Origin of the sequence: Dactylosporangium sp. NPDC049525 (assembly GCF_040676755.1) — a bacterium.
Taxonomy (GTDB): Bacteria; Actinomycetota; Actinomycetes; order Mycobacteriales; family Micromonosporaceae; genus Dactylosporangium.
This window is the reverse complement of the sequence record NZ_JBFAPO010000006.1, coordinates 260,479-284,230: the sequence shown is the minus strand read 5'-3', so window position 1 is coordinate 284,230 and position 23,752 is coordinate 260,479. Positions and strand designations below refer to the sequence as shown.

Annotated in this window: 24 protein-coding genes; 16 read left to right on the top strand and 8 right to left on the bottom strand. The window is 72.4% G+C overall.

Annotated elements, in window-relative coordinates; translation table 11 throughout:
* Positions 1-16 precede the first annotated feature (16 nt).
* Both AB0K00_RS13190 and AB0K00_RS13185 read left to right on the top strand, forming a co-directional pair.
* Positions 17-766 (top strand): hypothetical protein, encoded by a 750-nt coding sequence (locus AB0K00_RS13190; RefSeq protein ID WP_363519621.1) that lies wholly within the window; start codon positions 17-19, stop codon positions 764-766.
* Entirely contained in the window at positions 763-1,731 is a 969-nt protein-coding gene (locus AB0K00_RS13185; RefSeq protein WP_363519618.1) for a GNAT family N-acetyltransferase, read from the top strand. The genes AB0K00_RS13190 and AB0K00_RS13185 overlap by 4 nt, the downstream gene beginning before the upstream one ends.
* A 53-nt stretch (positions 1,732-1,784) precedes the next feature.
* On the opposite strand, the gene AB0K00_RS13180 is transcribed toward AB0K00_RS13185, so the two are convergent.
* Entirely contained in the window at positions 1,785-2,240 is a 456-nt protein-coding gene (locus AB0K00_RS13180) for a gamma-glutamylcyclotransferase family protein (protein ID WP_363519616.1), read from the bottom strand.
* A gap of 164 nt (positions 2,241-2,404) precedes the next feature.
* Here AB0K00_RS13180 and AB0K00_RS13175 point away from each other — a divergent pair, with 164 nt between their 5' ends.
* Positions 2,405-3,808, top strand: coding sequence for an NAD(P)H-quinone dehydrogenase (locus AB0K00_RS13175; RefSeq protein ID WP_363519613.1), 1,404 nt, complete (start codon positions 2,405-2,407; stop codon positions 3,806-3,808).
* On the opposite strand, the gene AB0K00_RS13170 is transcribed toward AB0K00_RS13175, so the two are convergent.
* Together AB0K00_RS13170 and AB0K00_RS13165 are read right to left on the bottom strand one after the other, a co-directional pair.
* A complete protein-coding gene (locus AB0K00_RS13170; RefSeq protein ID WP_363519610.1) occupies positions 3,805-4,347 on the bottom strand; it encodes a 2'-5' RNA ligase family protein in 543 nt (180 codons plus the stop codon). The genes AB0K00_RS13175 and AB0K00_RS13170 overlap by 4 nt on opposite strands.
* Positions 4,320-5,135 carry a DNA-formamidopyrimidine glycosylase family protein gene (locus tag AB0K00_RS13165; RefSeq protein ID WP_363519607.1) on the bottom strand — a complete coding sequence of 272 codons (816 nt, stop codon included), beginning with the start codon at positions 5,133-5,135 and terminating at the stop codon, positions 4,320-4,322. The genes AB0K00_RS13170 and AB0K00_RS13165 overlap by 28 nt, the downstream gene beginning before the upstream one ends.
* A gap of 196 nt (positions 5,136-5,331) precedes the next feature.
* Here AB0K00_RS13165 and thrS point away from each other — a divergent pair, with 196 nt between their 5' ends.
* The 5 genes from thrS to AB0K00_RS13140 all read left to right on the top strand — a co-directional run bounded on the left by thrS (position 5,332) and on the right by AB0K00_RS13140 (position 9,382).
* The gene (gene thrS / locus AB0K00_RS13160; RefSeq protein WP_363519604.1) at positions 5,332-6,528 is read left to right on the top strand and encodes a threonine--tRNA ligase; all 1,197 of its coding nucleotides are present in this window, start codon (positions 5,332-5,334) and stop codon (positions 6,526-6,528) included.
* A gap of 42 nt (positions 6,529-6,570) precedes the next feature.
* The gene (locus AB0K00_RS13155) at positions 6,571-7,314 is read left to right on the top strand and encodes a DUF3152 domain-containing protein (protein WP_363519601.1); all 744 of its coding nucleotides are present in this window, start codon (positions 6,571-6,573) and stop codon (positions 7,312-7,314) included.
* 45 nt (positions 7,315-7,359) lie between these two features.
* Positions 7,360-7,869 (top strand): SigE family RNA polymerase sigma factor, encoded by a 510-nt coding sequence (locus AB0K00_RS13150; protein WP_363519598.1) that lies wholly within the window; start codon positions 7,360-7,362, stop codon positions 7,867-7,869.
* Positions 7,870-7,979: 110 nt separating this feature from the next.
* Complete coding sequence (locus tag AB0K00_RS13145; RefSeq protein ID WP_363519596.1) at positions 7,980-8,954, top strand: hypothetical protein; 975 nt, start codon at positions 7,980-7,982, stop codon at positions 8,952-8,954.
* Between the two features lie 65 nt (positions 8,955-9,019).
* Positions 9,020-9,382 (top strand): heavy metal-binding domain-containing protein, encoded by a 363-nt coding sequence (locus AB0K00_RS13140; RefSeq protein ID WP_363519594.1) that lies wholly within the window; start codon positions 9,020-9,022, stop codon positions 9,380-9,382.
* Here the strand turns inward: AB0K00_RS13140 and AB0K00_RS13135 are convergent.
* Complete coding sequence (locus tag AB0K00_RS13135; RefSeq protein WP_363519591.1) at positions 9,363-11,117, bottom strand: biotin carboxylase N-terminal domain-containing protein; 1,755 nt, start codon at positions 11,115-11,117, stop codon at positions 9,363-9,365. The two genes, AB0K00_RS13140 and AB0K00_RS13135, sit on opposite strands and share 20 nt — an antisense overlap.
* 115 nt (positions 11,118-11,232) lie before the next feature.
* Here AB0K00_RS13135 and AB0K00_RS13130 point away from each other — a divergent pair, with 115 nt between their 5' ends.
* The 4 genes from AB0K00_RS13130 to AB0K00_RS13115 all read left to right on the top strand — a co-directional run bounded on the left by AB0K00_RS13130 (position 11,233) and on the right by AB0K00_RS13115 (position 14,918).
* Entirely contained in the window at positions 11,233-11,865 is a 633-nt protein-coding gene (locus AB0K00_RS13130) for a PadR family transcriptional regulator (protein ID WP_363519589.1), read from the top strand.
* An 85-nt stretch (positions 11,866-11,950) separates the two neighbouring features.
* Positions 11,951-12,907 carry an ATP-binding cassette domain-containing protein gene (locus AB0K00_RS13125; protein ID WP_363519586.1) on the top strand — a complete coding sequence of 319 codons (957 nt, stop codon included), beginning with the start codon at positions 11,951-11,953 and terminating at the stop codon, positions 12,905-12,907.
* A gap of 6 nt (positions 12,908-12,913) precedes the next feature.
* Complete coding sequence (locus tag AB0K00_RS13120) at positions 12,914-13,669, top strand: ABC transporter permease (protein ID WP_363519583.1); 756 nt, start codon at positions 12,914-12,916, stop codon at positions 13,667-13,669.
* Between the two features lie 70 nt (positions 13,670-13,739).
* Positions 13,740-14,918, top strand: coding sequence for an MFS transporter (locus tag AB0K00_RS13115; RefSeq protein ID WP_363519580.1), 1,179 nt, complete (start codon positions 13,740-13,742; stop codon positions 14,916-14,918).
* On the opposite strand, the gene AB0K00_RS13110 is transcribed toward AB0K00_RS13115, so the two are convergent.
* Both AB0K00_RS13110 and AB0K00_RS13105 read right to left on the bottom strand, forming a co-directional pair.
* Entirely contained in the window at positions 14,896-15,555 is a 660-nt protein-coding gene (locus AB0K00_RS13110; protein ID WP_363519577.1) for an O-methyltransferase, read from the bottom strand. The two genes, AB0K00_RS13115 and AB0K00_RS13110, sit on opposite strands and share 23 nt — an antisense overlap.
* Complete coding sequence (locus AB0K00_RS13105; protein WP_363519574.1) at positions 15,552-16,166, bottom strand: Maf family protein; 615 nt, start codon at positions 16,164-16,166, stop codon at positions 15,552-15,554. The genes AB0K00_RS13110 and AB0K00_RS13105 overlap by 4 nt, the downstream gene beginning before the upstream one ends.
* Positions 16,167-16,193: 27 nt before the next feature.
* Here AB0K00_RS13105 and mscL point away from each other — a divergent pair, with 27 nt between their 5' ends.
* A complete protein-coding gene (gene mscL / locus AB0K00_RS13100) occupies positions 16,194-16,841 on the top strand; it encodes a large conductance mechanosensitive channel protein MscL (protein WP_363519572.1) in 648 nt (215 codons plus the stop codon).
* On the opposite strand, the gene AB0K00_RS13095 is transcribed toward mscL, so the two are convergent.
* Positions 16,750-16,965 (bottom strand): acyl-CoA carboxylase subunit epsilon, encoded by a 216-nt coding sequence (locus AB0K00_RS13095; protein ID WP_363519698.1) that lies wholly within the window; start codon positions 16,963-16,965, stop codon positions 16,750-16,752. The genes mscL and AB0K00_RS13095 overlap by 92 nt on opposite strands.
* A 93-nt stretch (positions 16,966-17,058) precedes the next feature.
* Here AB0K00_RS13095 and AB0K00_RS13090 point away from each other — a divergent pair, with 93 nt between their 5' ends.
* Both AB0K00_RS13090 and AB0K00_RS13085 read left to right on the top strand, forming a co-directional pair.
* Positions 17,059-19,218 (top strand): hypothetical protein, encoded by a 2,160-nt coding sequence (locus AB0K00_RS13090; RefSeq protein WP_363519569.1) that lies wholly within the window; start codon positions 17,059-17,061, stop codon positions 19,216-19,218.
* 65 nt (positions 19,219-19,283) lie between these two features.
* A complete protein-coding gene (locus AB0K00_RS13085; protein ID WP_363519567.1) occupies positions 19,284-21,215 on the top strand; it encodes a protein kinase in 1,932 nt (643 codons plus the stop codon).
* Positions 21,216-21,237: 22 nt separating this feature from the next.
* Here AB0K00_RS13085 and AB0K00_RS13080 read toward each other — a convergent pair whose 3' ends face one another.
* Positions 21,238-22,818, bottom strand: a complete 1,581-nt coding sequence (locus tag AB0K00_RS13080; protein ID WP_363519696.1) for an acyl-CoA carboxylase subunit beta — start codon at positions 22,816-22,818, stop codon at positions 21,238-21,240.
* A 49-nt stretch (positions 22,819-22,867) separates the two neighbouring features.
* Between AB0K00_RS13080 and AB0K00_RS13075 the strand changes: the two genes are divergently transcribed.
* Complete coding sequence (locus AB0K00_RS13075; protein WP_363519694.1) at positions 22,868-23,689, top strand: biotin--[acetyl-CoA-carboxylase] ligase; 822 nt, start codon at positions 22,868-22,870, stop codon at positions 23,687-23,689.
* Positions 23,690-23,752: the final 63 nt, after the last annotated feature.

The window sequence follows — 23,752 nt, the reverse complement described above, 5'->3', positions numbered from 1 at the left end:
AGGCAGAATGAGCCGGGTGACTCCCGAGCAGGCGGCAGCGGCAGCGAAGCAGGCCGTCCTGATGCTGGGCGGCGCGTTCAGCGACGACCCCAAGACCATGCGCCGCGCCCGGCAGATCGGGCTGACCGGCTGGGCGTTCTACGTCGCCGGTCGCGGCGGTGCCCTCGGCGACGTGCGCGCCGACACCGTGGCCGCCGCACTCGGGTTCATCGCGCCCGAGGCGGTGCAGGACGGCTGGGACGCCGCCCGCAAGGTCGCCCCGCCCGAGCAGATCGCCGCCGACAACCTCGACGAGTGCTGCCGGTGGGGCCGCGAGCACCTGGAGAGCTTCTACGCGCTGCCGAAGCTGGTCGAGCTCGCCGAGCGGGTCGTGGTCAGCGCCGAGACGGCCGGCATGCCGCTCTTCGCGGCGTGGCGGGCGATGCCGCTGCCCGACGACTCACCGGGCGCCCGCGCCGCCGTCCTGGCCCACCTACTGCGCGAGCACCGCGGCGCCGCACACCTCCTCGCCATCCGCGCCAGCGGCCTGACCCCTCTCGAGGCGATCATCGCCGGCCCCGAGGGTGAGGCCGGCGCGACGGCGTTCGGCTGGCAGCCGCCGTTCCCGCCGTTCGAGCCGCTCGTGCGCCGCCGCAGCTGGGCCGAGGCCCTCACCGACCGCATCGCCGGGGAGGCGTTCCGGGCCCTGGCGCCCACCGAGCGGATCGAACTGGTCAACCTGCTCGACGCGGCGGTCACCACGGTCCGCGAGGCGGCGCCGGTATGACCCGGCCGCTGGAAGGGCTCGACGGCTGGACCGTGCGCGGCTGCACGCTGCGCGACGTGCCGGCGATCCTCGCGATCACCCGGGCCAGCGACGTCGCCGCCCTCGGTGAGCCCGACTGGTCCGTCGACGAGATCGTGGCCACGCTCACCGCGCCGGCCGAGGACCCCGCCGTGGACTCCTGGCTCGCCGCGGGTCCCGACGGCGAGCCGGTCGCCTGGGCGTATGTCGACAACCCGCAGCGCGGCGTCCGCGACAACGTCGAGGTCTACGGCTGGCCCGGCCGCGGCGAGCCGGCCTACGGCCCGCTGCTGGACCTCGCCATCGCCCGGGCGGGTGAACGCGCCCGCCGCAACGGCTTCGAGCGGGCCGTCCTGCGCGCCGGGACGCTCGCCTCGGAGACGGCGCTGGTGTCGGAGCTGGACCGGCGCGGCTTCTCCTTCGTCAAGCGGCACGCCCGGATGGGCCGCCCGCTGACCGGCGACGAGCGCGCCCCGGCCGGCTTCGACATCCGCCCGGTCCACCCCGACGAGCTGCCCCGCTTCCACGAGGTGCTCGAGTCCGCGTTCGCCGACACCCCGGACTTCCAGCCGACCGGGTATGACGACTGGCGGGCCGCGGTCGACGGGCTGCCGTCGGTCAGCTGGGACGAGTGGTTCGTGGCGCTCGCCGGCGGCGAGATCGTCGGCGTGCTGCAGTCCGCCGACCAGGCGGTCGAGCACGGCGAGGGCTGGATCAAGAACCTGGCCGTCCTGCGCGGGCACCGCAAGTCCGGCATCGGCGGGGCACTGCTGCGCACGGCCTTCGCGGCGTACGCGGCGAAGGGCCGGACCAGCGCCGGGCTCGGGGTCGACCTGACCAACCCGACGGGTGCCTACCGGCTGTACACCGGGGTCGGTATGTCGGTGACGTTCGCGGCGGACGTCTACGAGCGCCCGCTCGACGTGCCGGTCACCGGCGCGGGCTGAACCGGCACAAATCACCCATGCCGCCCCGCGCCTCGGCGAGGGGCCGACGGCGGCTAGGGCATCGCGGTCTTCGTGGGGTGGGCGCGCAGCGCGTCGAGGTAGTCGGCGGGGGCGCCGGCCTTCGCGGCGGCGTTGGCGATCTCGGCGAGATACCAGGCCGTCGGCAGGCCGCCCTCGTACCCGTTGAAGACGTAGACCCACGCGGTCGCGTCACCGTCGAGGGTGGCCACGCGCAGGTGCAGCTTCTGGTACGTGCCCGCGAGCGCGCCCTCGACCTCGTCGAGCTGCTTCTCGTCGTTGGGGTGGACGTCGTAGAGCGCGACGAAGACCCGGTCGCCGGGTGACTCGACGATCGTGGTGACCGAGCCCTCCCAGCCGAGGACATCCTCACCGGCGAACGTCAGCCGCCAACCTTCCAGCCAGCCGGTGCCGATCATCGGCGAATACGGACAGTAGGCCCGCATGCGGGCTGGGTCCAGGTTCGAGCCATACGCGGCGTAATGGCGCACGGCGATGACGATAAACCCGTCAGGGTGCGGGAGAGAATACTGCGGAGCGTGTCGGATTCGGATCCACTCGTCGGCGCGGCGCCGCCGTTCGGCTGGGTCGCTGCTCGGAGGCCCCCGCCGTAGGGGGACAATGAGGCGACAAGGGGCGAGAAGGGGTGGCGTTCGTGGGCCGGATCGTGATCATCGGAGGGGGCCCGGCGGGCTATGAGGCGGCCCTGGTCGCCGCGCAGCTCGGCGCCGAGGTCACCGTGATCGAGGCCGAAGGCGCTGGTGGCGCGTGCGTGCTGCACGACTGCGTGCCGTCCAAGACCTTCATCGCCAGCTCGAGCGTGGTCACCGCGCACCTGGACACCGAGGAGTTCGGGGTCATGGGGCCGCCCGGCGACGACGTGCGGGTCGACGGGCCGGCGGTGCACCGGCGGGTGAAGCGGCTGGCCGCGGCGCAGTCCAGCGACATCCACTCGAAGCTCCTCAAAGCTGGGGTCGAGTTCGTCGCGGGCACAGCCCGCCTCGGAGAGGACACGCTCGGTCACACCCATGCGGTGCAGATCACACCCGCCGGTGGTGACGCTCCGTATGTGATCGCGGCCTCAACGGTGTTGCTGGCCTCCGGCGCGACGCCCAGGGTGCTGCCGACCGCGGCGCCCGACGGCGAGCGGATCCTCGACTGGCGCCAGGTGTATGACCTGCCGCAGCTGCCCGAGCACCTGATCGTCGTCGGGTCCGGCGTGACCGGCGCCGAGTTCGCCTCGGCGTATCTGGCGATGGGCATCGACGTGACCCTCGTGTCCAGCCGCGACCGGGTCATGCCGCACGAGGACCCCGACGCCGCGATGGCGATCGAGCGGGTGTTCCGGGCGCGGGGCATGACGATCCTCAACAACTCCCGCGCCGCCGCCGCCCGCCGGGTCGACGGCGGTGTCGTGGTCGAGCTCGCCGACGGCCGCGCCGTGGAGGGTTCGCACGTGCTGATGGCGGTCGGTTCGGTGCCGCAGACGGCCACGCTGGGGCTCACCGAGTACGGCGTCGAGGTCGCCCCCGGTGGCTACGTCACCGTCGACCGGGTGTCGCGCACCAACGTCCCCGGCATCTACGCCGCGGGCGACTGCACCGGGCTGCTGCCCCTGGCCAGCGTCGCCGCCATGCAGGGCCGGATCGCGATGTGGCACGCGCTCGGCGAGGCCGTCGCGCCGCTGAAGCTGCGCACCGTCGCCGCGAACGTGTTCACCGACCCCGAGCTCGCCTCCGTCGGCATCACCCAGTCCGACATCGACAGCGGCAAGGTCCCGGCGCGGTCGGTCATGCTGCCGCTCGCCGGCAACGCCCGCGCGAAGATGGACGGGCTCGACGACGGGTTCGTGAAGATCTTCTGCCGGCCGGCGTCCGGGCTGGTCGTCGGCGGGGTCGTCGTCGCGCCGAAGGCGAGCGAGCTGATCATGCCGATCGCGATGGCGGTGGAGAACCACCTGAGCGTCGACCAGCTCGCCCACACGATCACGATCTACCCGTCGATCTCCGGCTCGATCGCGGAGGCGGCCCGGCAGCTGATGCTCCATGCTGAGGATTAGGGCAGCTCGCGGTAGATGTCGCGGGCGTAGTCGACGACCGCAGCCTTGGTGACCGTCGCCTCGATCGGCAGGACCTCCAGGCAGCGGCGCAGTGCGTCGGTGAGGATCGGGCGCGGCACCCGCATCGAGACGGTGCAGTGCGGCACCCACTCGCCGGGGTCGTAGAGGGGCAGGCTCTCGATGCCCGCGCCCGTGAGGTGCCGCCACACGTCGGCCTGGTGGCGCATCAGGTCCGGGGTCGGCGCCAGCCCGAGGAACACGACCCGGCCGACGAACACCCCGGCGAACTGGAAGTTGAGCCGCAGCGGCGTGGCGACCCGCACCGGGGCGAGGGCCTCGGCGACCGCGTCCGGGTCGAGGGCGCGGGCGCCGATCAGCGACACGTGCGGCCGGTGCTTGCCGTCGTGCGGGGTGCGCAGCGTCTGCACGCCGAGTTCTTCGAGCAGGTCCCACAGCACGCGGATCCGGCGGGTGGCACGCTCGTCGAGGTGCATCTCCAGGGCGGCGACCATCAGCGCGTCGCCTGGCAGGTCGGGCACCAGTACGCGTTGCGGGCGTTGAGCTCCGCCGTGCGCACCGTGGTGCCGCAGACGAGGCACGGGAGGTTCGCGCGGCGGTACACGTACACCTCGCCGCCGTGCCGGTCGACCCGCGGTGCGCGGCCCATCGCCTCGGGCAGGTGGACACTGTGGACGGTGTCGATGCGGCCGTCCTGCACCCCGGCGCGCATCAGGATCCGCAGGTCCTGCCAGATCCCGTTCCACCGGGGGCGGGTCAGCCGCCGGCCGGGGACCGTGGGGCGCAGCCCGGCCCGGAACAGGGCCTCCGTCACGTAGATCAGGCCGGCGCCGGCCACGATCGACTGGTCCATCAGCAGCGCCATGAGCGGCCGGTCCGACTTCTTGACCGCGGCGAACGCCTTGACGCCGCCGTCGTCCTCCTCGGCCAGGGGATCCGGGCCGAGCCGGGCGTGCAGCGCCTCGACCTGCAGCGGGTCGAGCAGCTCGCACGCCGTCGGGCCGCGCAGGTCGAGCCAGTGCGCGCCGTTGGCCATCCGCAGCCGGACCTCCCCGACGGCCGGCGGCGGGTCCGCGTCGCCGTCGGTGAACTTGCCGTACAGCCCGAGGTGGACGTGCAGCGCCACGTCGCCCTCGTAGTGGTGCAGCAGGTGCTTGCCGTGGGCGGACGTGCCCAGCAGCACCCGCCCGTTGACGCGGGCGGCGCCGTCGGCGAACCGGCCCTGCGGGCTGCTGACCGCGACGGCGCGGCCCGCGAAGAGCGCACGGTGCCGCCCGGCGAGGCGGTGGATGGTGTGACCTTCAGGCACCGAACGTTTATACCCGTCGTACCGCGGCCGTGGCGCGCTATTCTCAGGGGCATGAGTCGCAGCGCACTGTCCACGACGACGCCGGGTCCACCCCGGCGGCGCTGACACTCGCTGTCCAGCAAAGCTCCGGGGCGTGCGCTCCGGAGCTTTTTCGTGCGCGCGCCCCTTTCCATCACCGCGAAAGGGAGCCAGCGAAATGCAGGACCACCGCAAACTCGGCCGCGACCTCGAACTGTTCCACTCCGACCCGCTCGTCGGCGCCGGGCTGCCGCTGTGGCTGCCCGCCGGCGCCGCCGCCCGCCGCGCCGTCGAGGACTACCTTCACGCCCTCGAACGCCGCAGCGGCTACCAGCACGTCTACTCGCCACCCCTGGCCAAACAGGAGATGTACGTCAGGTCCGGGCACCTGCCGCACTTCGCCGACGACATGTTCCCGCCGATGGCCCTGAGCGAGCACGACGCGTTCGTGCTGCGCCCGAGCCTCTGCCCGCACCACGCGGCCGTGTTCAACGCGCGCGGCCGGTCCTACCGTGAGCTGCCGCTGCGCATCGGTGAGATCGGCGGGCAGTACCGCGCCGAACGCTCCGGTGTCCTCGGTGGACTGTCCCGGGTCCGGGCGATATCCCTCAACGACGGGCACGTCTTCTGCACCGAGGAGCAGGTGCACGACGAGGTCGTCGAGTCGCTGCGGCTCATGCGGGTGGCGCACGACGCGCTCGGCTTCAAGCCGTCGTCGTTCCGGCTGTCGCTGCGCGGAGAGGGCGGCAAGTACGTCGACGACCCCGCCATGTGGGACAAGGCGACCTCGGTGCTGCGCAACGCCCTGGACGACGCCGGCGTGTCCTATGTGGAGGCTCCCGGGGAGGCGGCCTTCTACGGCCCGAAGCTCGACGTGCAGCTGCTCGACCACGCCGGCCGGGAGAGCACCCTCGCCACCGTGCAGGTCGACTACTTCCAGCCGGCGCGGTTCGACCTGTCCTATGTGGACGCCGGCGGCGAGCGGCGCCGGCCGGTCATGGTGCACCGCAGCGCGGCCGGCAGCATGGAACGGCTCTTCGCGCACCTGATCGAGGTGCACGACGGGGCGTTCCCGGCCTGGTACGCGCCGCTGCAGGTGGCCGTGCTGCCCGTCTCCGACGCCTGCGCGGGCGGCGACTTCCTGCGCGCCTGCCGCGCCGCGGACCTGCGGGTCGAGGAGTGGCCCGCGGGCAGCCTCGGCGCCCGGATCCGCCAGGCCGCGGCGCGGAAGGTGCCGTTCGTCGCGGTCGTCGGGGAGCGGGAGGCCGCCGCCGGCGCGGTGTCGCTGCGCCCACGCGATGCCGGCGCGCTGTCGGGGGTGCTGCCGATCGGGTCGGCGGTCGCCGCGCTGTCGGAGGTGTGCTCGGCCCCATAAACAGCCGGCCGGTGCCGGCGCGTCAGTCCAGGTGTGCGGATCTTGCGGATCGTCGTGATGCTCGTCCTCGTGGCCGGCTGCTCCACCACACCCTCGTTCTCGGCTCCCGCCTCGCCGGCGCCCACCTCGGCGGCCCCGTCGTCGCCGGCGCCCTCGCGCGGGCCGGCGACGATCGACGTGCCGGTCATCCGGTACCCGGTGCAGGGCGGCGGCACGTTCGACTTCGCCCAGGCCGCCGGGGCCGTCGTCGGGGCCAAGGGCACGCTGCTGAGCTACCGGGTCGGCGTCGAGCGCGGCATCACCGGCGTCGATGCCGCCACGTTCGGCGACGCCGTCGAGCTGATCTACGCCGACCCGCGCAGCTGGCCCGGCACCGGCAACTGGCGGCTGCGCCGGGCCGGCCAGGGGGAGCGGTTCGACTACACCATCTACCTCGCCACCCCCGCGACCCGCGACGTCCTGTGCGGCAACGGCTACGACCGGTACACCTCGTGCAGGAACGGCAACACCGTCGTGGTCAACGTGGCACGCTGGGTGCGCGGCATCCCCGGCTACGGCGCCGACCTCACCGCATACCGGCAGTATGTGGTCAACCACGAGACCGGCCACCGCCTCGGCCGCGGCCACGAGCTGTGCCCCGGGCCCGGGCGCCCGGCGCCCGTCATGCAGCAGCAGACCCTCGGCCTGCACGGCTGCGTCGCCAACCCGTGGCCGATCGTCGACGGCCGGCCCTATGCGGGCCGTTCCGGGCAGTACAACGATCCGACTCCCGAGGACTCGCCATAAACGCCCGGGCACCCCGGCCCCGTCTAGGAGGTGAGGGGGTGCTGTGTGCAGGACTTCGACGACTTCGTGACGGTGCGCAGCGGGTCGCTGCTGCGGTTCGCGTATCTGCTGACCGGGGACCGGCATCTCGCCGAGGACCTGACCCAGGAGGCGCTCGTGCGGGCGCACCGCCGCTGGCACGCGATCACCGGCGAGGACGGTCCCGAGCCCTATGTCCGTCAGGTGATCCTGCGGCAGTACCTGTCGTGGCGGCGCCGGCGCGCGAGCACCGAACGGCCGATCGCGGAGCCACCCGACGGCCCCTCCGGTGCCGACCTCGCCGACCGGGTCGCCGACGCCGATGAGATGTGGACCGCGTTGCACACGCTGCCGCGCTCGCAGCGCGCCGTCGTCGTCCTGCGCTACTACGAGGACCTGCCCGACGCCGAGATCGCCAGGCTGCTCGGCTGCGCCCAGGCGACCGTCCGCGTCCACGCGTTCCACGCACTGCACCGGCTCCGGTCCGTGCTGACCCCCGTGCCGGCCACCGTCCCGTCCCGTGGGGGCACGTCATGAGCTCCCGTAGGGACCTGTCATGAGCTTCCGTGGGCCTGTCATGAGCTTCCGTGGGGACACCGTCATGAGCTTCCGTGTGGACCTGTCATGAGCTTCCGTGGAGACGAGTCATGAGCGACGTCGAGCGCCGCGTCCGCGACCTGCTGCAGCACCACGCCACCGACGCCCCGGCCGGCGCGGCACTGCTCACCGCCGTGCGCACGGAGAGCCGCCGCCGCACCCGCCGCACCCGCGTCCTGCTCGCCGCGGTCGTCACGGTGCTCGCCGGCGCGGGCGCGGCCCTGCCGCTGCGCCTGGCCGTCGCGCCCATGACGGTCGCCGCGCCGTCCACGCTGACCGAGCCGTCCAGCCCCGCGACGGTCACGTTCCCGCTCAGCCTGCCCGAAGACCCTGGCGCGGCACCGCTGGCCGGCCCGGCCGAGATCCGGCTGGCCGCTGGGCTGCCGACGCTCACCCTGCCGCTGCCGGGCGCCGACGGCGTGACCGCCACCGTGACCGCGAGCCCGACCCGCCCGGCGGTGTTCGCCGCCGCGACCCGCGCCACCCCCATGTCGGTGCGCGGCCACCCCGGCCACGCCGTGGAATGGAGCGACGCCGGCGAGCCGGAGCTCTCCCTCGTGTGGCAGGAGAGCGCCGAGCAGTGGTTCGAGGTGCGGGCATTTCCCCGGGTACCGGTGGACCGCCTGGCCGGGTTCGCCAAGATCCTCGTGCCCGTCCCGGTCACTGCGCCCGCGCCGTTCACGTTCGCCCTCGTCCCCGACGGCTACACGGTCGACAACGTCAGCCCCGCCGCGGTCACCTTCTGCCCCCCGGACGGCGCCTTCGACCAGTCCTTCGTCGGCAAGATCACCGTGATGCTGGGCGTCACCGGCGAGCAGTCCGACGGCCGCCGCGTCGACGTGGCCGGCCACCCCGGCACGCTGACCGACCCGGCGGACGGCTTCACCGCGCTGCAGGTCGACCTGGGCGACGGGCGGCTGTTGGTGGTGCAGTCCGCGGTGCGGGTACCCCTGCCGGAGCCCGACCTGATCCGCTTCGCCGCCGGCATCACCGTCAACCCCACCGCCACGCCGGGCCAAGGCTAGGGGAGCGATGGGGTGGTTCACAGTAGATGCACCCTAAACCGTACATATGTGCATACGATTCATTTGTGCTGGTTGTAACCACTGAAGGCTTACCGGGGTACGAGATCACCACCGTGCTCGGCGAGGTGCTGGGCGTGTGCCCGACGTCGCGGAACCCGTTCGCGGCGGGGCTGCGGTCCACCGAGGGTGGGCCGGGAATGGACATGTCGCAGTTCCTGGTGCAGACCAGGGCCAAGGCGGTGGGGCAGATGGTGCACGTGGCGGAGCAGCGCGGCGCGAACGCCGTGGTCGGGATGCGCTTCCACCACCGCGACTTCACCAACACCTGGGCGGAGATGTGCGCCTACGGCACGGCCGTGGTCGCCGTCCCGCTGCACGTCAGCTCGGGCGCCCACGCGGCGGAGAGGTCTACTTCAGGGTCGCGATGACCGCGCCGGCGGAGACGACCTCGCCGACGGTGGCCGACAGGTCGGTGACGACGCCGGACTTGTGTGCGTTGAGCGGCTGCTCCATCTTCATCGCCTCCAGCACGACGATCAGGTCGCCCTCGGCAACGGTGTCCCCCTCCGCGACCGCGATCTTGATGATGGTGCCCTGCATGGGGCTGGTGAGGGCGTCGCCGCCGGCCGGCCCGGACTGCTTCTTCGCCGCCGTTCGGCGGCGCGGCCCGGCAGCGGCGCCGGCATTGGCGGGAGCGGCACCGGCACCGAAGCCGGCCGGCAGCGAGACCTCCAGGCGCTTGCCGCCGACCTCGACGACGACCGTCGAGCGTTCCTCGGCGGCGGGCAGGTCCCCGGCGGGCGCGGTGAACGGCGGGACGGTGTTGACCCACTCGGTCTCGATCCAGCGGGTGTGCACCCGGAACGGTGCCGCGGTGAAGGCCTCGTCGCGCAGGACGGCGCGGTGGAAGGGCAGCGCGGTGGCCATGCCGTCGACGACCATCTCGTCGAGGGCCCGGCGGGCCCGGTCGATGGCCTGCTCGCGGGTCTCGCCGGTGATGATGACCTTGGCCAGCAGCGAGTCGAAGTTGCCGCCGATGACGCTGCCGGACTCGATGCCGGTGTCGACGCGGACGCCGGGGCCGGTCGGCAGCCGCAGCACGGTGACGGTGCCGGGGGCGGGCAGGAAGCCGCGGCCCGGGTCCTCGCCGTTGATGCGGAACTCGATGGAGTGCCCACGCGGCGCGGGGTCGGCGTCGAAGCGGAGCTTCTCGCCGTCGGCGACGCGGAACTGCTCGCGGACCAGGTCGATGCCGGCGGTCTCCTCGCTGACCGGGTGCTCGACCTGCAGGCGGGTGTTGACCTCGAGGAAGGAGATGGTGCCGTCGTTGCCGACCAGGTATTCCACCGTGCCGGCGCCGTGGTAGCCCGCCTCGCGGCAGATGGCCTTCGCCGACTCGTGGATCTGGGCGCGCTGGGCGTCGGTGAGGAACGGCGCGGGCGCCTCCTCGACCAGCTTCTGGTGGCGCCGCTGCAGGGAGCAGTCGCGGGTGCCCACGACGATCACGTTGCCGTGCTGGTCGGCGAGGACCTGGGCCTCGACGTGCCGGGGCCGGTCGAGATACCGCTCGACGAAGCACTCGCCCCGCCCGAACGCGGCGACGGCCTCGCGGGTCGCGGACTCGAACAGGCCCGGGATCTCCTCGATGGTGCGGGCGACCTTCAGGCCGCGGCCGCCACCGCCGAAGGCGGCCTTGATGGCGACGGGCAGGCCGTGCTCCCGCGCGAACGCGACGATCTCGTCGGCGTCCCGGGCGGGCTCCGCGGTGCCGGGGACGAGGGGCGCGCCGGCCCGCTGGGCGATGTGCCGGGCGGTCACCTTGTCGCCGAGGTCGCGGATCGCCTGCGGGGTGGGCCCGATCCAGGTCAGGCCGGCGTCCATGACCGCCTGGGCGAAGTCGGCGTTCTCGGACAGGAATCCGTAGCCGGGGTGCACCGCGTCGGCGCCGGCCGCGACGGCGACCTCGACGACCTTGTCGATGCGCAGGTAGGACGCCGCGGCGGTGTCGCCGCCGAGCGCGTAGGCCTCGTCGGCGAGTCGGGTGTGCAGCGCGTCGCGGTCCGAGTCGGCGTAGATCGCGACACTGGCCAGGCCGGCGTCGCGGCAGGCGCGGATGACGCGGACGGCGATCTCGCCCCGATTGGCGATGAGAACCTTGCGCACGCTGAACGCTCCCTCGGGTAACCCTCCAGCGCAGTCTAGGCGACCTGATGTGCCGCCACCGTTGCCAACAATGTCACTGAGTGCCGTAGTCAAAAAAACCCATTACGATAGTGTCGTGTCTACTACGCGTCTGATGATCATGGGGCTGATCTCCTATCTGCAGCCCGTCCACGGCTACGACATCCGCAAGGAGTTGACCAGCTGGAATGTGGAGAGCTGGGCCAACGTGCAGCCGGGGTCGATCTATCACGCGCTGCGCCGGATGACCGAGGAGGGCCTGCTCGAGGCGGTCGACACCGAGCAGGTGGACGGCCGCCCGGCCCGCACCCGATACCAGCTGACGAAGGCCGGCGAGGTCGAATACCAGTCGATGCTGCGGCGGTACTGGTGGGAGTACGCGGAGCCGGTCGACCCGTTCCTGGCCGCCTTCGCGTTCCTGCCGTCGCTGCCGCGGGCCGAGGCGGTCGGTGCGCTGCGGGCCCGGGCGAGGCTCCTGGAGAGCTGGGTGGCGACCTATCGCGATAGCGGCGAGGAGTGGGCCGCCGGGAAGCCGCCGCACGTGGGCTGGCAGTTCGAGCTGACCATGGTGCGCGCCGAGGCCGAGGCCCGCTGGTGCCACGACGTCGCCGCCCGGGTCGAGGCCGGCGAGGGGATGCACTTCTCCGAGGACTCCCCGGAATACGGCGCCGAGGCGTGGCGCAAGGGCATCCGGGAGCAGTTCGGCGAGCCCGTCGACGACGAAGACTAAAACGCGATATATAACGAGCTTGACCACAAGCACTATATCGCGTTAGGTTCCCCCTGCGAGACACGAGACGACAGGGGAGACCGTCATGATCGAGACGAAGGGTCTGCGGAAGTCGTACCGCTCAAGGGCCGGCCGCGAGACCAAGGTCGTCGAAGCGGTGCGGGGGGTCGACCTCTCCGTCAAGGAGGGGGAGATCTACGGCTTCCTCGGCCCCAACGGCGCCGGCAAGACCACGACGCTGCGGATGCTGGCCACACTCATCACGCCCGACGGCGGCGAGGCGGTCATCGCCGGCGCCGACCTGCTGAAGGACCCCGGCGAGGTGCGCCGCCGGATCGGCTACGTCGCCCAGGGCGGCAGCACCTGGGACGAGAGCACCGCCCGCGAGGAGCTGGTGCTGCAGGCCCGCTTCTACGGCATCCACAAGGCCGAGGCGCAGCAGCGGGCGACGAAGGCCCTGGAGGCCTTCCAGCTCACCGAATACGCGGACCGCAAGACGAAGACCTACTCCGGCGGCCAGCGCCGGCGGGTCGACATCGCGCTCGGCATCATCCACGGGCCGAAGGTGGTGTTCCTCGACGAGCCGACCACCGGGCTCGACCCGCAGAGCCGCGCCCACATGTGGGTCGAGGTGCGCCGCCTGCGCGACGAGGGCATGACGGTCTTCATCACCACGCACTACCTCGACGAGGCCGACGCCCTCTGCGACCGGATCGCGATCATGGACCACGGTGAGATCGTCACCGAGGGCACGGTCGACGACCTCAAGCGCGAGGTCGCCGGCGACGTGGTCACCGTCGGCGTCAACGGCGCTGCGAAGGTCGCCACCGACCTGCTCAAGAGCCAGGACTACGTGCGCAAGATCGAGGAGAACGACGACCACTCGCTGCGGCTGTATGTCGACGAGGGCGCCGTCGCGATCCCGCACATCCTGCGCGTCCTGGACACCGCGGGCGTCGAGCTGAAGCAGATGGAGCTGCACCGCCCCAGCCTCGACGACGTCTTCCTCACCAAGACCGGCCGTTCACTTCGGGAAAGCTGAGTAGCGATGAAATTCCTCCGCGACACCTGGCTCGTCTTCAGCCGCCAGATGCAGCTCATGCTCCGCCAGCCGGTGTGGCTGATCGTCGGGGTCGTCCAGCCGCTGTTCTACCTGTTGCTGTTCGCCCCGCTGCTCAAGCCGGCCCTCGGCGTGCAGACCAACGCCGAGGCGTACAAGCTGTTCGTTCCCGGCCTGCTGGTGCTGCTGGCGATGTTCGGCTCGCTGTTCACCGGCTTCGGCTTGATCGCCGAGCTGCGCGCCGGCGTCATCGAGCGCAGCCGGGTCACCCCGGTCAGCCGCCTGGCCCTGTTGATCGGCCGCTCGCTGCGCGACGTCGTGTCGCTGCTGTTCCAGGCGGCGCTCATCGTCATCATCGCGGTCGGGTTCGGCCTGAGCGTCAACGTGCTCGACGTGCTCGCCGCCTTCGCGCTGATGGCGGTCATCTCGCTGATGCTGTCGGCGTTCTCCTACGCGATCTCGTTGAAGCTGCGCAGCGAGGACGCCCTCGCGCCGCTGCTCAACACGATCTCGCAGCCGCTGCTGCTGACCGCGGGCATCCTGCTGCCGCTCACGTTCGCCCCGACCTGGCTCAAGCGCGTCGCCGACTGGAACCCGTTCTCGTGGGCCACCGACGGCGTCCGGGCACTGTTCGCCGGCGACGCGGGCGCCGACTCGGTCTGGCAGGCCGCCATCGTCATCGGTGGCCTGACGCTGATCACCGTCGTGTGGGCATCCCGGGCCTTCGCCAGGGGTGTGCGGTAGCTATACCGGTAACGACCGTCACCGTCTCGGCCCCTTCCAACCTTGGGAGGGGCCGTGACACCGTCAGGTGGTGCCGCGACTCGTCCGTGACCGCCTCACCTGGGTCATCTATGTGCAGCTGTCCCTGTGGTGCTACTTCCTCTACGGGTTCGGGCCGGTGGCCCCGCTGCTGCGCGACGAGCTGCACATCAGCCGCACCCTCGCCAGCCTGCACGGCACCGGCTTCGCGGTCGGCGGCATCATCGGCGGCGCGGTCATCCCGGCCCTGACCCGAAAGTACGGCCGCAACCGTCTCATCTGGGGCGGCTTGACGCTGGTCAGCGCCGCCGCCGTGGGCATGTTCGCCGCGCACCACCTGGCGCTGACCCTCACCTTCGCGACGCTCGCGAGCTTCGGCGGGTCGCTGCTGGTCAACGGCGTCGTCGCGGCCCTCACTGAGCACCACGGCACCGCCGGCCCGGCCGCGATCAGCGAGGCCAACGCCGCGGCGGCCGCGGTCGGCCTGGTCGCCCCGCTCGTCGTCGGCCTGGCCTACGGCATCGGACTCGGGTGGCGGGTCGGCCTGGTCCTCGTGGTCATCCCCACCGTTGTGGTGGCGGTGTTCGCGGGGGTACGAACACCCGAACCCCTCCAGCGCGACACCACCGGCGGCCCGCGCGTCCGCAAGCTTCCTGCCACCTACTGGCTGGCCGCGACGAGCCTGTTCGCGACGGGCTCGGTCGAGGTCTGCCTGACCCTGTGGGGCAGCGACGTGCTGCGCAACCACGCCGGCGTGTCGACCGGGGTGGCCACCGCGGCGGTGTCGACGATGATCGCCGGGATGCTGATCGGGCGGCTGGTCGGCGGCCGGCTGCTGCTGCGGTACCGCCCGACCCGCATGCTCCTGGCGGCCCTCGGCGTGTCGGCGGCCGGCTTCGCGCTGTTCTGGTCGGCGACGGTGCCATGGCTGGCGGTGTCCGGGCTGTTCGTCTGCGGCCTCGGCGTCGGCCTGCACTACCCGCTCGGGATCGGGCTCGCCCTCGCGCACTCCGACGGCCAGCCGGACCTCGCCGCGGCGCGGGCATCCTTCGCCGTCGGGATCTCCTTCGCGGTCGCCCCGTTCGCGCTGGGGTCGATCGCCGACGCGGTCGGCACGCACACCGCGTTCCTGCTCGTGCCCGCGTTCCTGCTGCTCAGCGCGGTGGTGGTGGCACGGTTGGAACGCGCCACCCTGCCACCGGTGCCGGTCAGAGCCGTCGAGCCAGTGTGAGCCCGTCGGCGATCGGCAGGATCATCGACTCCACCCGGTCGTCGGCCAGCACGTGCCGGTTGAACTCGACCATCGCGACGGTGCCCACGTCGGCCGGGTCCGGGTCGATGATGTGGCCGTGCCGCAGCACGTTGTCGACCAGGATCAGGCCGCCGGGCCGCATCCGGGGCACGACCGCCTCCCAGTAGCCGAGGTAGCCGGTCTTGTCCGCGTCGATGAAGACCAGGTCCAGGTGCGGCTCGGCGGGCAGCGCGGCGACGGTCTGCGCGGCCGGGCCGATCCGCAGCTCGACGCGGTCGTCGAGGCCGGCGCGCCGCCAATACCGCCGGGCCATCGACGTGAACTCCTCCGACACGTCCAGGCAGGTCAGCCGCCCGCCGTCGGCGAGCCCGCGGGCGATGGCGATCGACGACAGCCCGGTGAACGTGCCGATCTCGAGGGCCCGCCGCGCGCCGGTGACCCGGGTCAGGAACGTCAGGAACGCCGCCTGCTCCGGCGCGACCTGCATGCCGGCGTCGTCGGGCAGCGCCGCCGCGGTCTCCGCGATCAGGTCCCGCACCAGGTCGTCGGGCTCGCTGCCGTTGGCCACGACGTAGGCGTGCAGCGCGTCGGTGAGGGGAAGTGTCTGTCTCGTCATGGTTCGATCCTGCCCGACCAGTAGTCGGTCAACCGAACTCCGAGGATCGCCATCAGCACCCGCAGCGTCGGCAGCGACAGCCCGACGACGTTGCCGTGGTCGCCCTCGATCCGCTCGATGAACACGCCGCCGAGCCCGTCGATGGTGAACGCGCCCGCCACGTGCAGCGGCTCGCCGGTTGCCACGTAGGCGTCCACCTCCTCGTCGCTGGGCTCGGCGAAGTGCACGACCGTCTCGACGGTCTTCGCGGTGGTGTTCCCGCTCGCCGTGTCGATCAGGCAGTGCCCGGTCTGCAGGACCCCGGTGCGCCCCCGCATCGCCTTCCAGCGGGCCACCGCGTCGGCGGCGTCGACGGGCTTGCCGAGCGCCTCGCCGTCGAAGGCCAGCATCGAGTCGCAGCCGAGCACGAGTGCGCCTTTGAGGGACGGGTCCAGCGACTCGGCGACCGCCTGGGCCTTGAGCTCGGCGAGGGTGCCGGCCAGGGCGGTGCCCCCGGAGGCCTCGACCGCGGCCTCGTCGACGCCGCTGACGATGACCCGCGGGTGGATGCCCACGGACTGCAGCAGCTTGCGGCGGGCGGGACTGGCCGAGGCGAGGATGAAGGTCTTCACGCGACGGACGTTAGTACCATCGCGGCCATGCGGAAGCTCTGGGCGGAGTTCAAGGCGATCGCGATCGGCGGCACGGTGCTGGACCTGGCACTGGGCTTCATCATCGGCTCGGCGTTCGCCACGCTCGTCCAGTCGTTCGTGACCAACCTGTTCCTGCAGGCGGTCGCGTCCGTCGTCGGCGAGCCCGACTTCCAGAAGCTGGAGGTCACGCTGCACCGCACCCCGATCAGGTACGGCGTGTTCCTCAACGACCTGCTGCAGTTCATGCTGCTGGCGGTCGCCCTGTTCGTGATCATCAAGTTCATGACCTGGATCGGCGTGGAGCGCGGCCGGCCCCTCGACCAGCGGCAGTGCCCGTTCTGCTTCGACCGGGTCCCGGGCGCCGCGCTCATCTGCCGGTCCTGCGGGCAGCAGCTCGTGGCGGAGCTGCCGACGCTCGCGGAGGCCGAGCACCTGCTCGACGAGCGCGAGGCGCGGCGCTGGCCGACCCTGCCGGCGCTGCCGCCGATCGCGATCCCCCGCAGAAGACCCCCGGCGGCGGCCGACCCGGTGCCGGGGCAGGACGGGCCGCCGGCCGCGGACCCTACCGCCAGCGGGGACGAGACCCCGGCCGGGCGCTCTGCCGCCAGCGGGACACCGGACCCGGCGCCGGAGCGGCGGGGGCCGGCCGGCTGAGCAACACCCCGACGATCGCCGCCACCTCTTCGGCGGTCGGTGTGCCGCGAACGACCTTGAACAGCGGTTCCTCGGCCACCGTGACTCCCTGAAAGTGTGCGAAACGTTGCCGTCCTGCGAGCATACGCACGCATCGGCGGCGCATACTCAAGCGGAACGGGAGTCGATGGCGAGTTTGGGGGGCGCATTGACAAACGTCCCATTTCGGGCCGCATCGATGCTCTTCATCGGCGTGCTCCTCGCTACGCTGCTGCCCGCGGCGCCGGCCGGGGCCCGTGAGGGCGAGCAGCCGGCCTCGATCTCCGCGTCGCTGCGCTACCAGATCACGTTCGTGGCGCGGTCCTGCGACTCCTACGCCGACGTCATGGCCAACCGCGTCCGCGACGACCGGATCGAGGCGGCGTCCGCGCCGGGCCGCGGCAGCGCCTACGAGGACGGCCAGGCGGTCGACCCGGCCGTCGAGGCGGCCAACGGCACCGGCTGCGCCCCGCTGCCCGGCTGGCACTTCTCCCTCGGCCCCGGCCAGGAGAAGAAGGGCGCGCTGTCGACGGTGACCACGCCCGCCGTGGACTCCGGCGAGACCGTCGCCCAGGTGCCGCTGCTGGACGCCGCCGGGCACAAGACCGACAAGGTCATCGCCGGCGCGGTGACCATGCAGCTGTCGCCGGAGCAGGCGAGCGCGTCCACACACCGGCAGCTCTGGGTGCAGGGCGGCACGCCCGCCGACCCGCTGCTCGCCGCCACGCGGCCCGGCTACGGGTTCGGCGCGCTGCGCTGCGCCGCCGACGGGCACGCCGGCGGCAACGTGCAGTGGCTCGGCTTCCCGGCCGGGACGCGGCACGTGTTCTGCTTCGCCTACTACGTGAAGTCCGCGCAGCCGCCGGGCACGCTCGTGGTGAAGGCCCGCACCGCCACGCCGGTCGGCCACCCGCAGCGCTTCACCTTCGACGCCACCGCCAGCTACACCGCCGACAAGCAGATCCACGCCGACGCGACCACCGACGCGACCCTGGTGCGCAGCTCCGGCGGATCGCCCGGCACGGTCGTGTCGCGGACCCCGGCCGGCTGGACGCTCACCGACCTGAGCTGCGCGAAGAGCGGCGCCGGTCGGAGCCTCACCGCGACCGACGTGCCGACCGGGACCGCCACCGTGACCCTCGCCGCCGGTGAGATCGTCACCTGCGTGTTCACCTACACCCCGCCGGTCGCGCCGGCCGGGCTGACCCTGCGGCTGTTCGGCGACGCGCCCGGCGGCGCGTTCAACGTGTCCGTCGCCTCGGGCGGCGGCGCCGACCCGCCGCGCCTGCTGCAGGCCGCGCCGACCGGTGACGGCTCCGCCACCGTCGCGACCGGCGCCGACCTGTCCACGCTGCTGCCGGGCGCGTATCCGGTGACGCTCACCGCCCCCGCCGGCGAGGCCGCCGCGTGGACCCTCGCCGGGGTCGGGTGCGGCGGGACGGAGCTCAAGCCCGAAGGGCTGTCGGTCACGGTCATGGTGGCCGCCGGCACCCCCACCGACTGCACGCTGCGGGTCACCCGCAAGGGCGGCGCCATCCAGCTGCGGTCCGTGACCGTCGGCGGCGTCGGCGCGGCGTCGTTCATGGTCGCGCCGCGCACCCAGGGCTCGCCCGGCTGGGCCGGCGTGGCGACCACCACCGCCTTCGGCGAGGCCGCGATCGCCCAGGGCATGCCCGGCGCGCTGCCGCTCGGCGAATACCTGGTGACGCCGCTGCCACCGCTCGCCACCGTCGAGGGCAGCTGGCGGCTCAGCTCGTTCGCCTGCGACCCGGGCGAGTCGCAGGACGTGCCCAACGTCGGCGCCGACGTCGTGCCGCTCACCGCCGCCGAGTCGGCCGCGAAGTGCACCGCGACCTACCTGTTCACTGAGGCGCACCAGCTGCAGGTCATGGTCCGCTTCGCGGGCAGCACCAGCGGCCGCGGCGGGCCCGTCGTGCTCGACCTGGAGTGCCTGGACGGCTCGACCGGCCGGGTCGTGCTCGCCGAGGACGACAACAGCGAGGCCACGCTGCCCGTGCCGCTGGGCTTCCTCGACCCGACGAAGTGCACGCTGCAGCGCCCGTCGACCCCGACGGCGGCCGGCGCCACGGTGAGCATCGGCGCGACGCTCGACCCCGCGCCGGGCAACGCACCGCTGTCGATCCCGGGCACCGTCGCCATCGGCGAGGACGCGGGCAAGGACGTCGACCTGTACACCGTGACCGTGACGGTGACCTTCACCGCGGACGACGCGGCGCCGACCCAGCAGAAGGTGCTGGACACGTTCCGCATCCTGCCGGTGGCCCTGATCGGCGCCGGACTGGTCGGTATCGGGCTCGTCATCCTATTGGTCATGGTCCTGCGGTCCCGCACCGACTGAATAGAGTGATCTGAGCAGGATCCGGGCTGTCTGGAACCGGTGCTCGTTGGGTAGCGTTTGCAGTGATGATGCAGTCCAGATCCCTGATCGCCGAGCGTTACCGACTGATCGAGTCGCTCGGTGCCGGTGGCATGGGCCGCGTGTGGCTCGCCCGCGACGAGATGCTGCGCCGGGACGTCGCGATCAAGGAGGTCATCCCGCCCGAGGGGCTGACCGCCGAGGAGCGCGAGGAGCTGCGGCTGCGCACCCTGCGTGAGGCCCGCGCCGCGGCCCGGCTCAACGACGCCAACGTGGTGCGGATCTATGACGTCGTGCAGTCCGAGCAGGCACCGTGGATCGTGATGGAATACGTCCCGTCGCGCTCGCTGCACCAGGTGATCACCGACGACGGGCCGCTGCCGCCGGAGCGGGCCGCACAGATCGGCCTCGCCGTGCTCAACGCGTTGAAGGCCGCGCACGCCGCCGGGGTGCTGCACCGCGACGTCAAGCCCGGCAACGTGCTGCTCGCCGACACCGGCCGGGTCGTGCTCACCGACTTCGGCCTCGCCGTCTTCGAGGGCGGCGACGGCGCGGTCACCCGCCCCGGGCTGATCCTCGGATCCCCGCAGTACATCTCGCCGGAGCGGGCCCGGGAAGGCATCTCCGGCCCGGAGTCCGACCTGTGGTCGCTCGGCGCCACGCTCTACGCGGCCGTCGAGGGCCGCTCACCGTATGCGCGCTCCACCACGTATGCGACGCTGACCGCGCTGGCAACCGAGGACCCCGACCCGGCGACCCGCGCGGGCGTGCTCAAGCCCGTCCTGAACGCGTTGCTGCGCAAGGACCCCAAGGCGCGCGCCGGAGTGGCCGAGACCGAGCGGCTGCTGCAGCGCGCCATGTCCGGTGAGGGCCGGGCCTGGTCGTGGACGCTGCCGCGGCCGCGCCGGTCGCGGGAGGGCCACCCGACCGGGCTGCGCAGCATCTCCGGTGGCTCCTCGCGCGGCTCGTCGCAGCCGCTCGGCAGTTCGGCGTCGCAGGCCGACGCGCCGGTCAGCTCGCCGCCGGCGGGCCTGGAGCAGGCGAGTCCCGCGCCGTCCGGCGCCGGGGTGGCCGCCCAGTGGAACCAGGGGCCCTTCGCCGACGCGCCCGTCCCGGCGCAGATCGAGTTCCCCGGCAAGGCGCGCGGCAGCGCGACCGTGCCCGAGGCGGCGCCGCCGGTCGGCGCCGGTCTCTACTCACGCAACGCGCGGCCGGCGATCCCTCCCCAGGTGATCGGGGCCAGCGACGACAGCGGCGCCTTCGACACCGTCCCGCGCGGGCGGCACCGGGGCCGCTGGATCGGGGCGATCCTCGGCGCGACCGTCCTGCTCGTCGCCGGCGTCATCGTGTTCACCGACTCCGGCGGCGACGGCGAGCGGCAGACCCAGCCGACGGGGGCGCAGGCCACCAACCTGCCGGCCGGGCCGGCGACGCCCGGCGCGGCCAGCCCGACCCCGAGCGTGTCGCCGCAGGTCCGCGGGAGCATCGGGGCGACGGTGATGGACCTGCCGCCCGGCTTCCACTACGAGACCGACGACAAGTACGGCTGGGCGGTCGCCGTGCCGAACGGCTGGGTGCGCTCGGTCAAGAAACCCAGCTACCCGTCGATGATCTCCTTCACCGACCCGCTCGACTCGCGGTGGGAGATGGCGATCGACACGTCGTTCAAGCCGCCGCAAGGGGACCCGGTCGCCGACTGGAAAGACCAGGAAGCGGCGCGGCTCAGGGACGGGCTCTACGCCGACTACGAGCAGGTCCACATCCAGCCGTTCACCTTCCGCGACGGCTGGACCTGCGCGGACTGGCAGTGGCGCTACACGGCACCGAGCGGGCGCCTGCGCATCTCCAACATCGGCTGCCGGGTCAACCCCGGCCGGGGCCACGCCATCTACTGGCAGACCCCGGACGGGCAGTGGGACGACTTCGCCACCACGAACAAGTTCAACATCATCCAGGCGTCGTTCCGGGTCACGGCCTGACGCGGCTTCACCGCGTAGGTAGTCAGAGCGGGATGTTGCCGTGCTTCTTCGGGGGCAGGGTCTCCCGCTTGGTGCGCAGCAGCCGCAGCGCCCGCACGATCTCCACTCGCGTGGTCGACGGCGGGATGACTCGGTCGATGTAGCCGCGCTCCGCCGCCACGTACGGGTTGGCGAGGGTGTCCTCGTACGCCCCGATCAGCTCGGCGCGCAGCCCCGCCGGGTCCTTCGCGTCGCGCAGCTCCTGGCGGTACAGGATGTTGACCGCGCCCTGCGCGCCCATGACCGCGATCTGCGCCGTCGGCCAGGCGAAGTTGAGGTCGGCGCCGAGGTGCTTGGAGCCCATGACGTCATACGCGCCGCCGTACGCCTTGCGGGTGATGACGGTGACCTTGGGGACGGTGGCCTCGGCGTAGGCGTAGATGAGCTTCGCGCCGCGCCGGATGATGCCGTCCCACTCCTGGCTGGCGCCCGGCAGGAAGCCCGGCACGTCGACGAAGGTGATGATCGGGATGTTGAACGCGTCGCAGGTCCGCACGAACCGCGCCGCCTTCTCCGACGCGTCGATGTCCAGGCAGCCGGCGAAGTGCATCGGCTGGTTGGCCACGACGCCGACCGGGTGGCCCTCGACCCGGCCGAAGCCGATCAGGATGTTCTGCGCGAACAGCGGCTGCACCTCGAGGAAGTCCTCGACCACCGACTCGATGACGGTGTGCATGTCGTACGGCTGGTTCGCCGAGTCCGGGATGACCGTGTCCAGCGCCAGGTCGTCCTCGGAGACCTCCAGGGACGCCGGCAGCGGCACGACCGGCACGTCGTCCATGTTGTTGGACGGCAGGTAGGACAGCAGCGCCTGCACGTATTCGATCGCGTCGTCCTCGTCGGAGGCCAGGTAGTGCGCGTTGCCGGACTTCGTGTTGTGCGTCCGCGCCCCGCCCAGCTCCTCGAACTCGACGTCCTCGCCGGTCACCGTCTTGATCACGTCGGGGCCGGTGATGAACATGTGCGAGGTCTGGTCGACCATCACGGTGAAGTCGGTGACGGCGGGGGAGTACACCGCGCCGCCCGCGCACGGGCCCATGATCAGCGAGATCTGCGGGATCACGCCGGACGCCCGCACGTTGCGGAAGAAGATCTCCCCGTACAGGCCGAGCGAGACGACGCCCTCCTGGATGCGGGCGCCACCGGAGTCGTTGATCCCCACCACCGGGCAGCCGATCTTCATCGCCAGGTCCATGACCTTCACGATCTTCTCGCCGAAGACCTCACCGAGGCTGCCGCCGAAGATCGTGAAGTCCTGCGCGAACACGCAGATCTGGCGCCCGTCGACGGTGCCGTAGCCGGTGACCACCCCGTCGCCGTAGGGCCGGGACTGCTCCATGCCGAAGTTGGTCGACCGGTGCCGGGCCAGCTCGTCGAGCTCCACGAACGAGCCCGGGTCGAGCAGCAGCTCGATCCGCTCACGGGCGGTCTTCTTGCCCCTGGCGTGCTGTTTCTCCACCGCCCGGGCCGAGCCCGCGTGGACCGCCTCGTCGGTGCGCCGGCCCAGGTCGGCCAGCTTCCCGGCGGTCGTGTGGATGTCCGCGCCGACACCAACCTGCTCAATGGTCACGTCCGGCATCGTAATCGCGCGGGGATACGGTCGACCTGTGAACATTTACACCGGCTACAGCGACCTTGAGCGCCCACCGCTGCACACGAACGCGCTCCGGCGTGCGCTGGTCGTCCCGGGAGGGTTCTGGACGGACCTGCGGGTGGTCGAGGAGACCGGCTCGACCAACGCCGATGTGGCCGCCGCCGCCCGGGACGGCGCCGCCGAGGGGCTGGTGATCGTCGCCGAGCGGCAGACCGCGGGCCGTGGCCGGCTGGGCCGGCAGTGGCAGTCGCCGCCGCGCGCCGGGCTGGCGCTGAGCATCCTGCTGCGCCCGGCGGTGCCGGTGGCCCGGTGGGGCTGGCTGCCGTTGCTCACCGGGGTGGCCCTCGCCGAGGCGGTGCGCCGGGTGGCCCGCCTCGACGCATACCTGAAGTGGCCCAACGACCTGCTGCTGCAGGGTGACCGCAAGACCGCCGGCATCCTCGCCGAGGGCGTCGGCGACGGTGCCGTGGTGGTGGGCATCGGGCTCAACACCACGCTGCGTGAGCACGAGCTGCCCCGCCCCGACGCGACGTCGCTGGCCCTCGCGGGTGCCACCAGCGCCGACCGCGACCCGCTGCTGCGCGCCCTGCTGCGCGCCTTCGAGGACGTGTACGCGCGGTGGCAGGCCGGCGACGACGAGGGGCTCCGGGAGGCGTACCTCTTCCACTGCGGCACGATCGGCCGCCGGATCCGGGTCGAACTGCCCGGCGGGACGGCGCTGACCGGCGTCGCCACCGGCGTCGACACCGACGGCCGGCTGCAGGTCACGGACCATTCGGGCGAGGTGCACACGGTCGCCGCCGGCGACGTGGTGCACGTCCGCCCAGAGATGACCGGATGACGACCGGGTAGGCCAATGTCGGGCGCGCCGTGAAGGGTCTAGCCTCACCTCGACATTCATGAA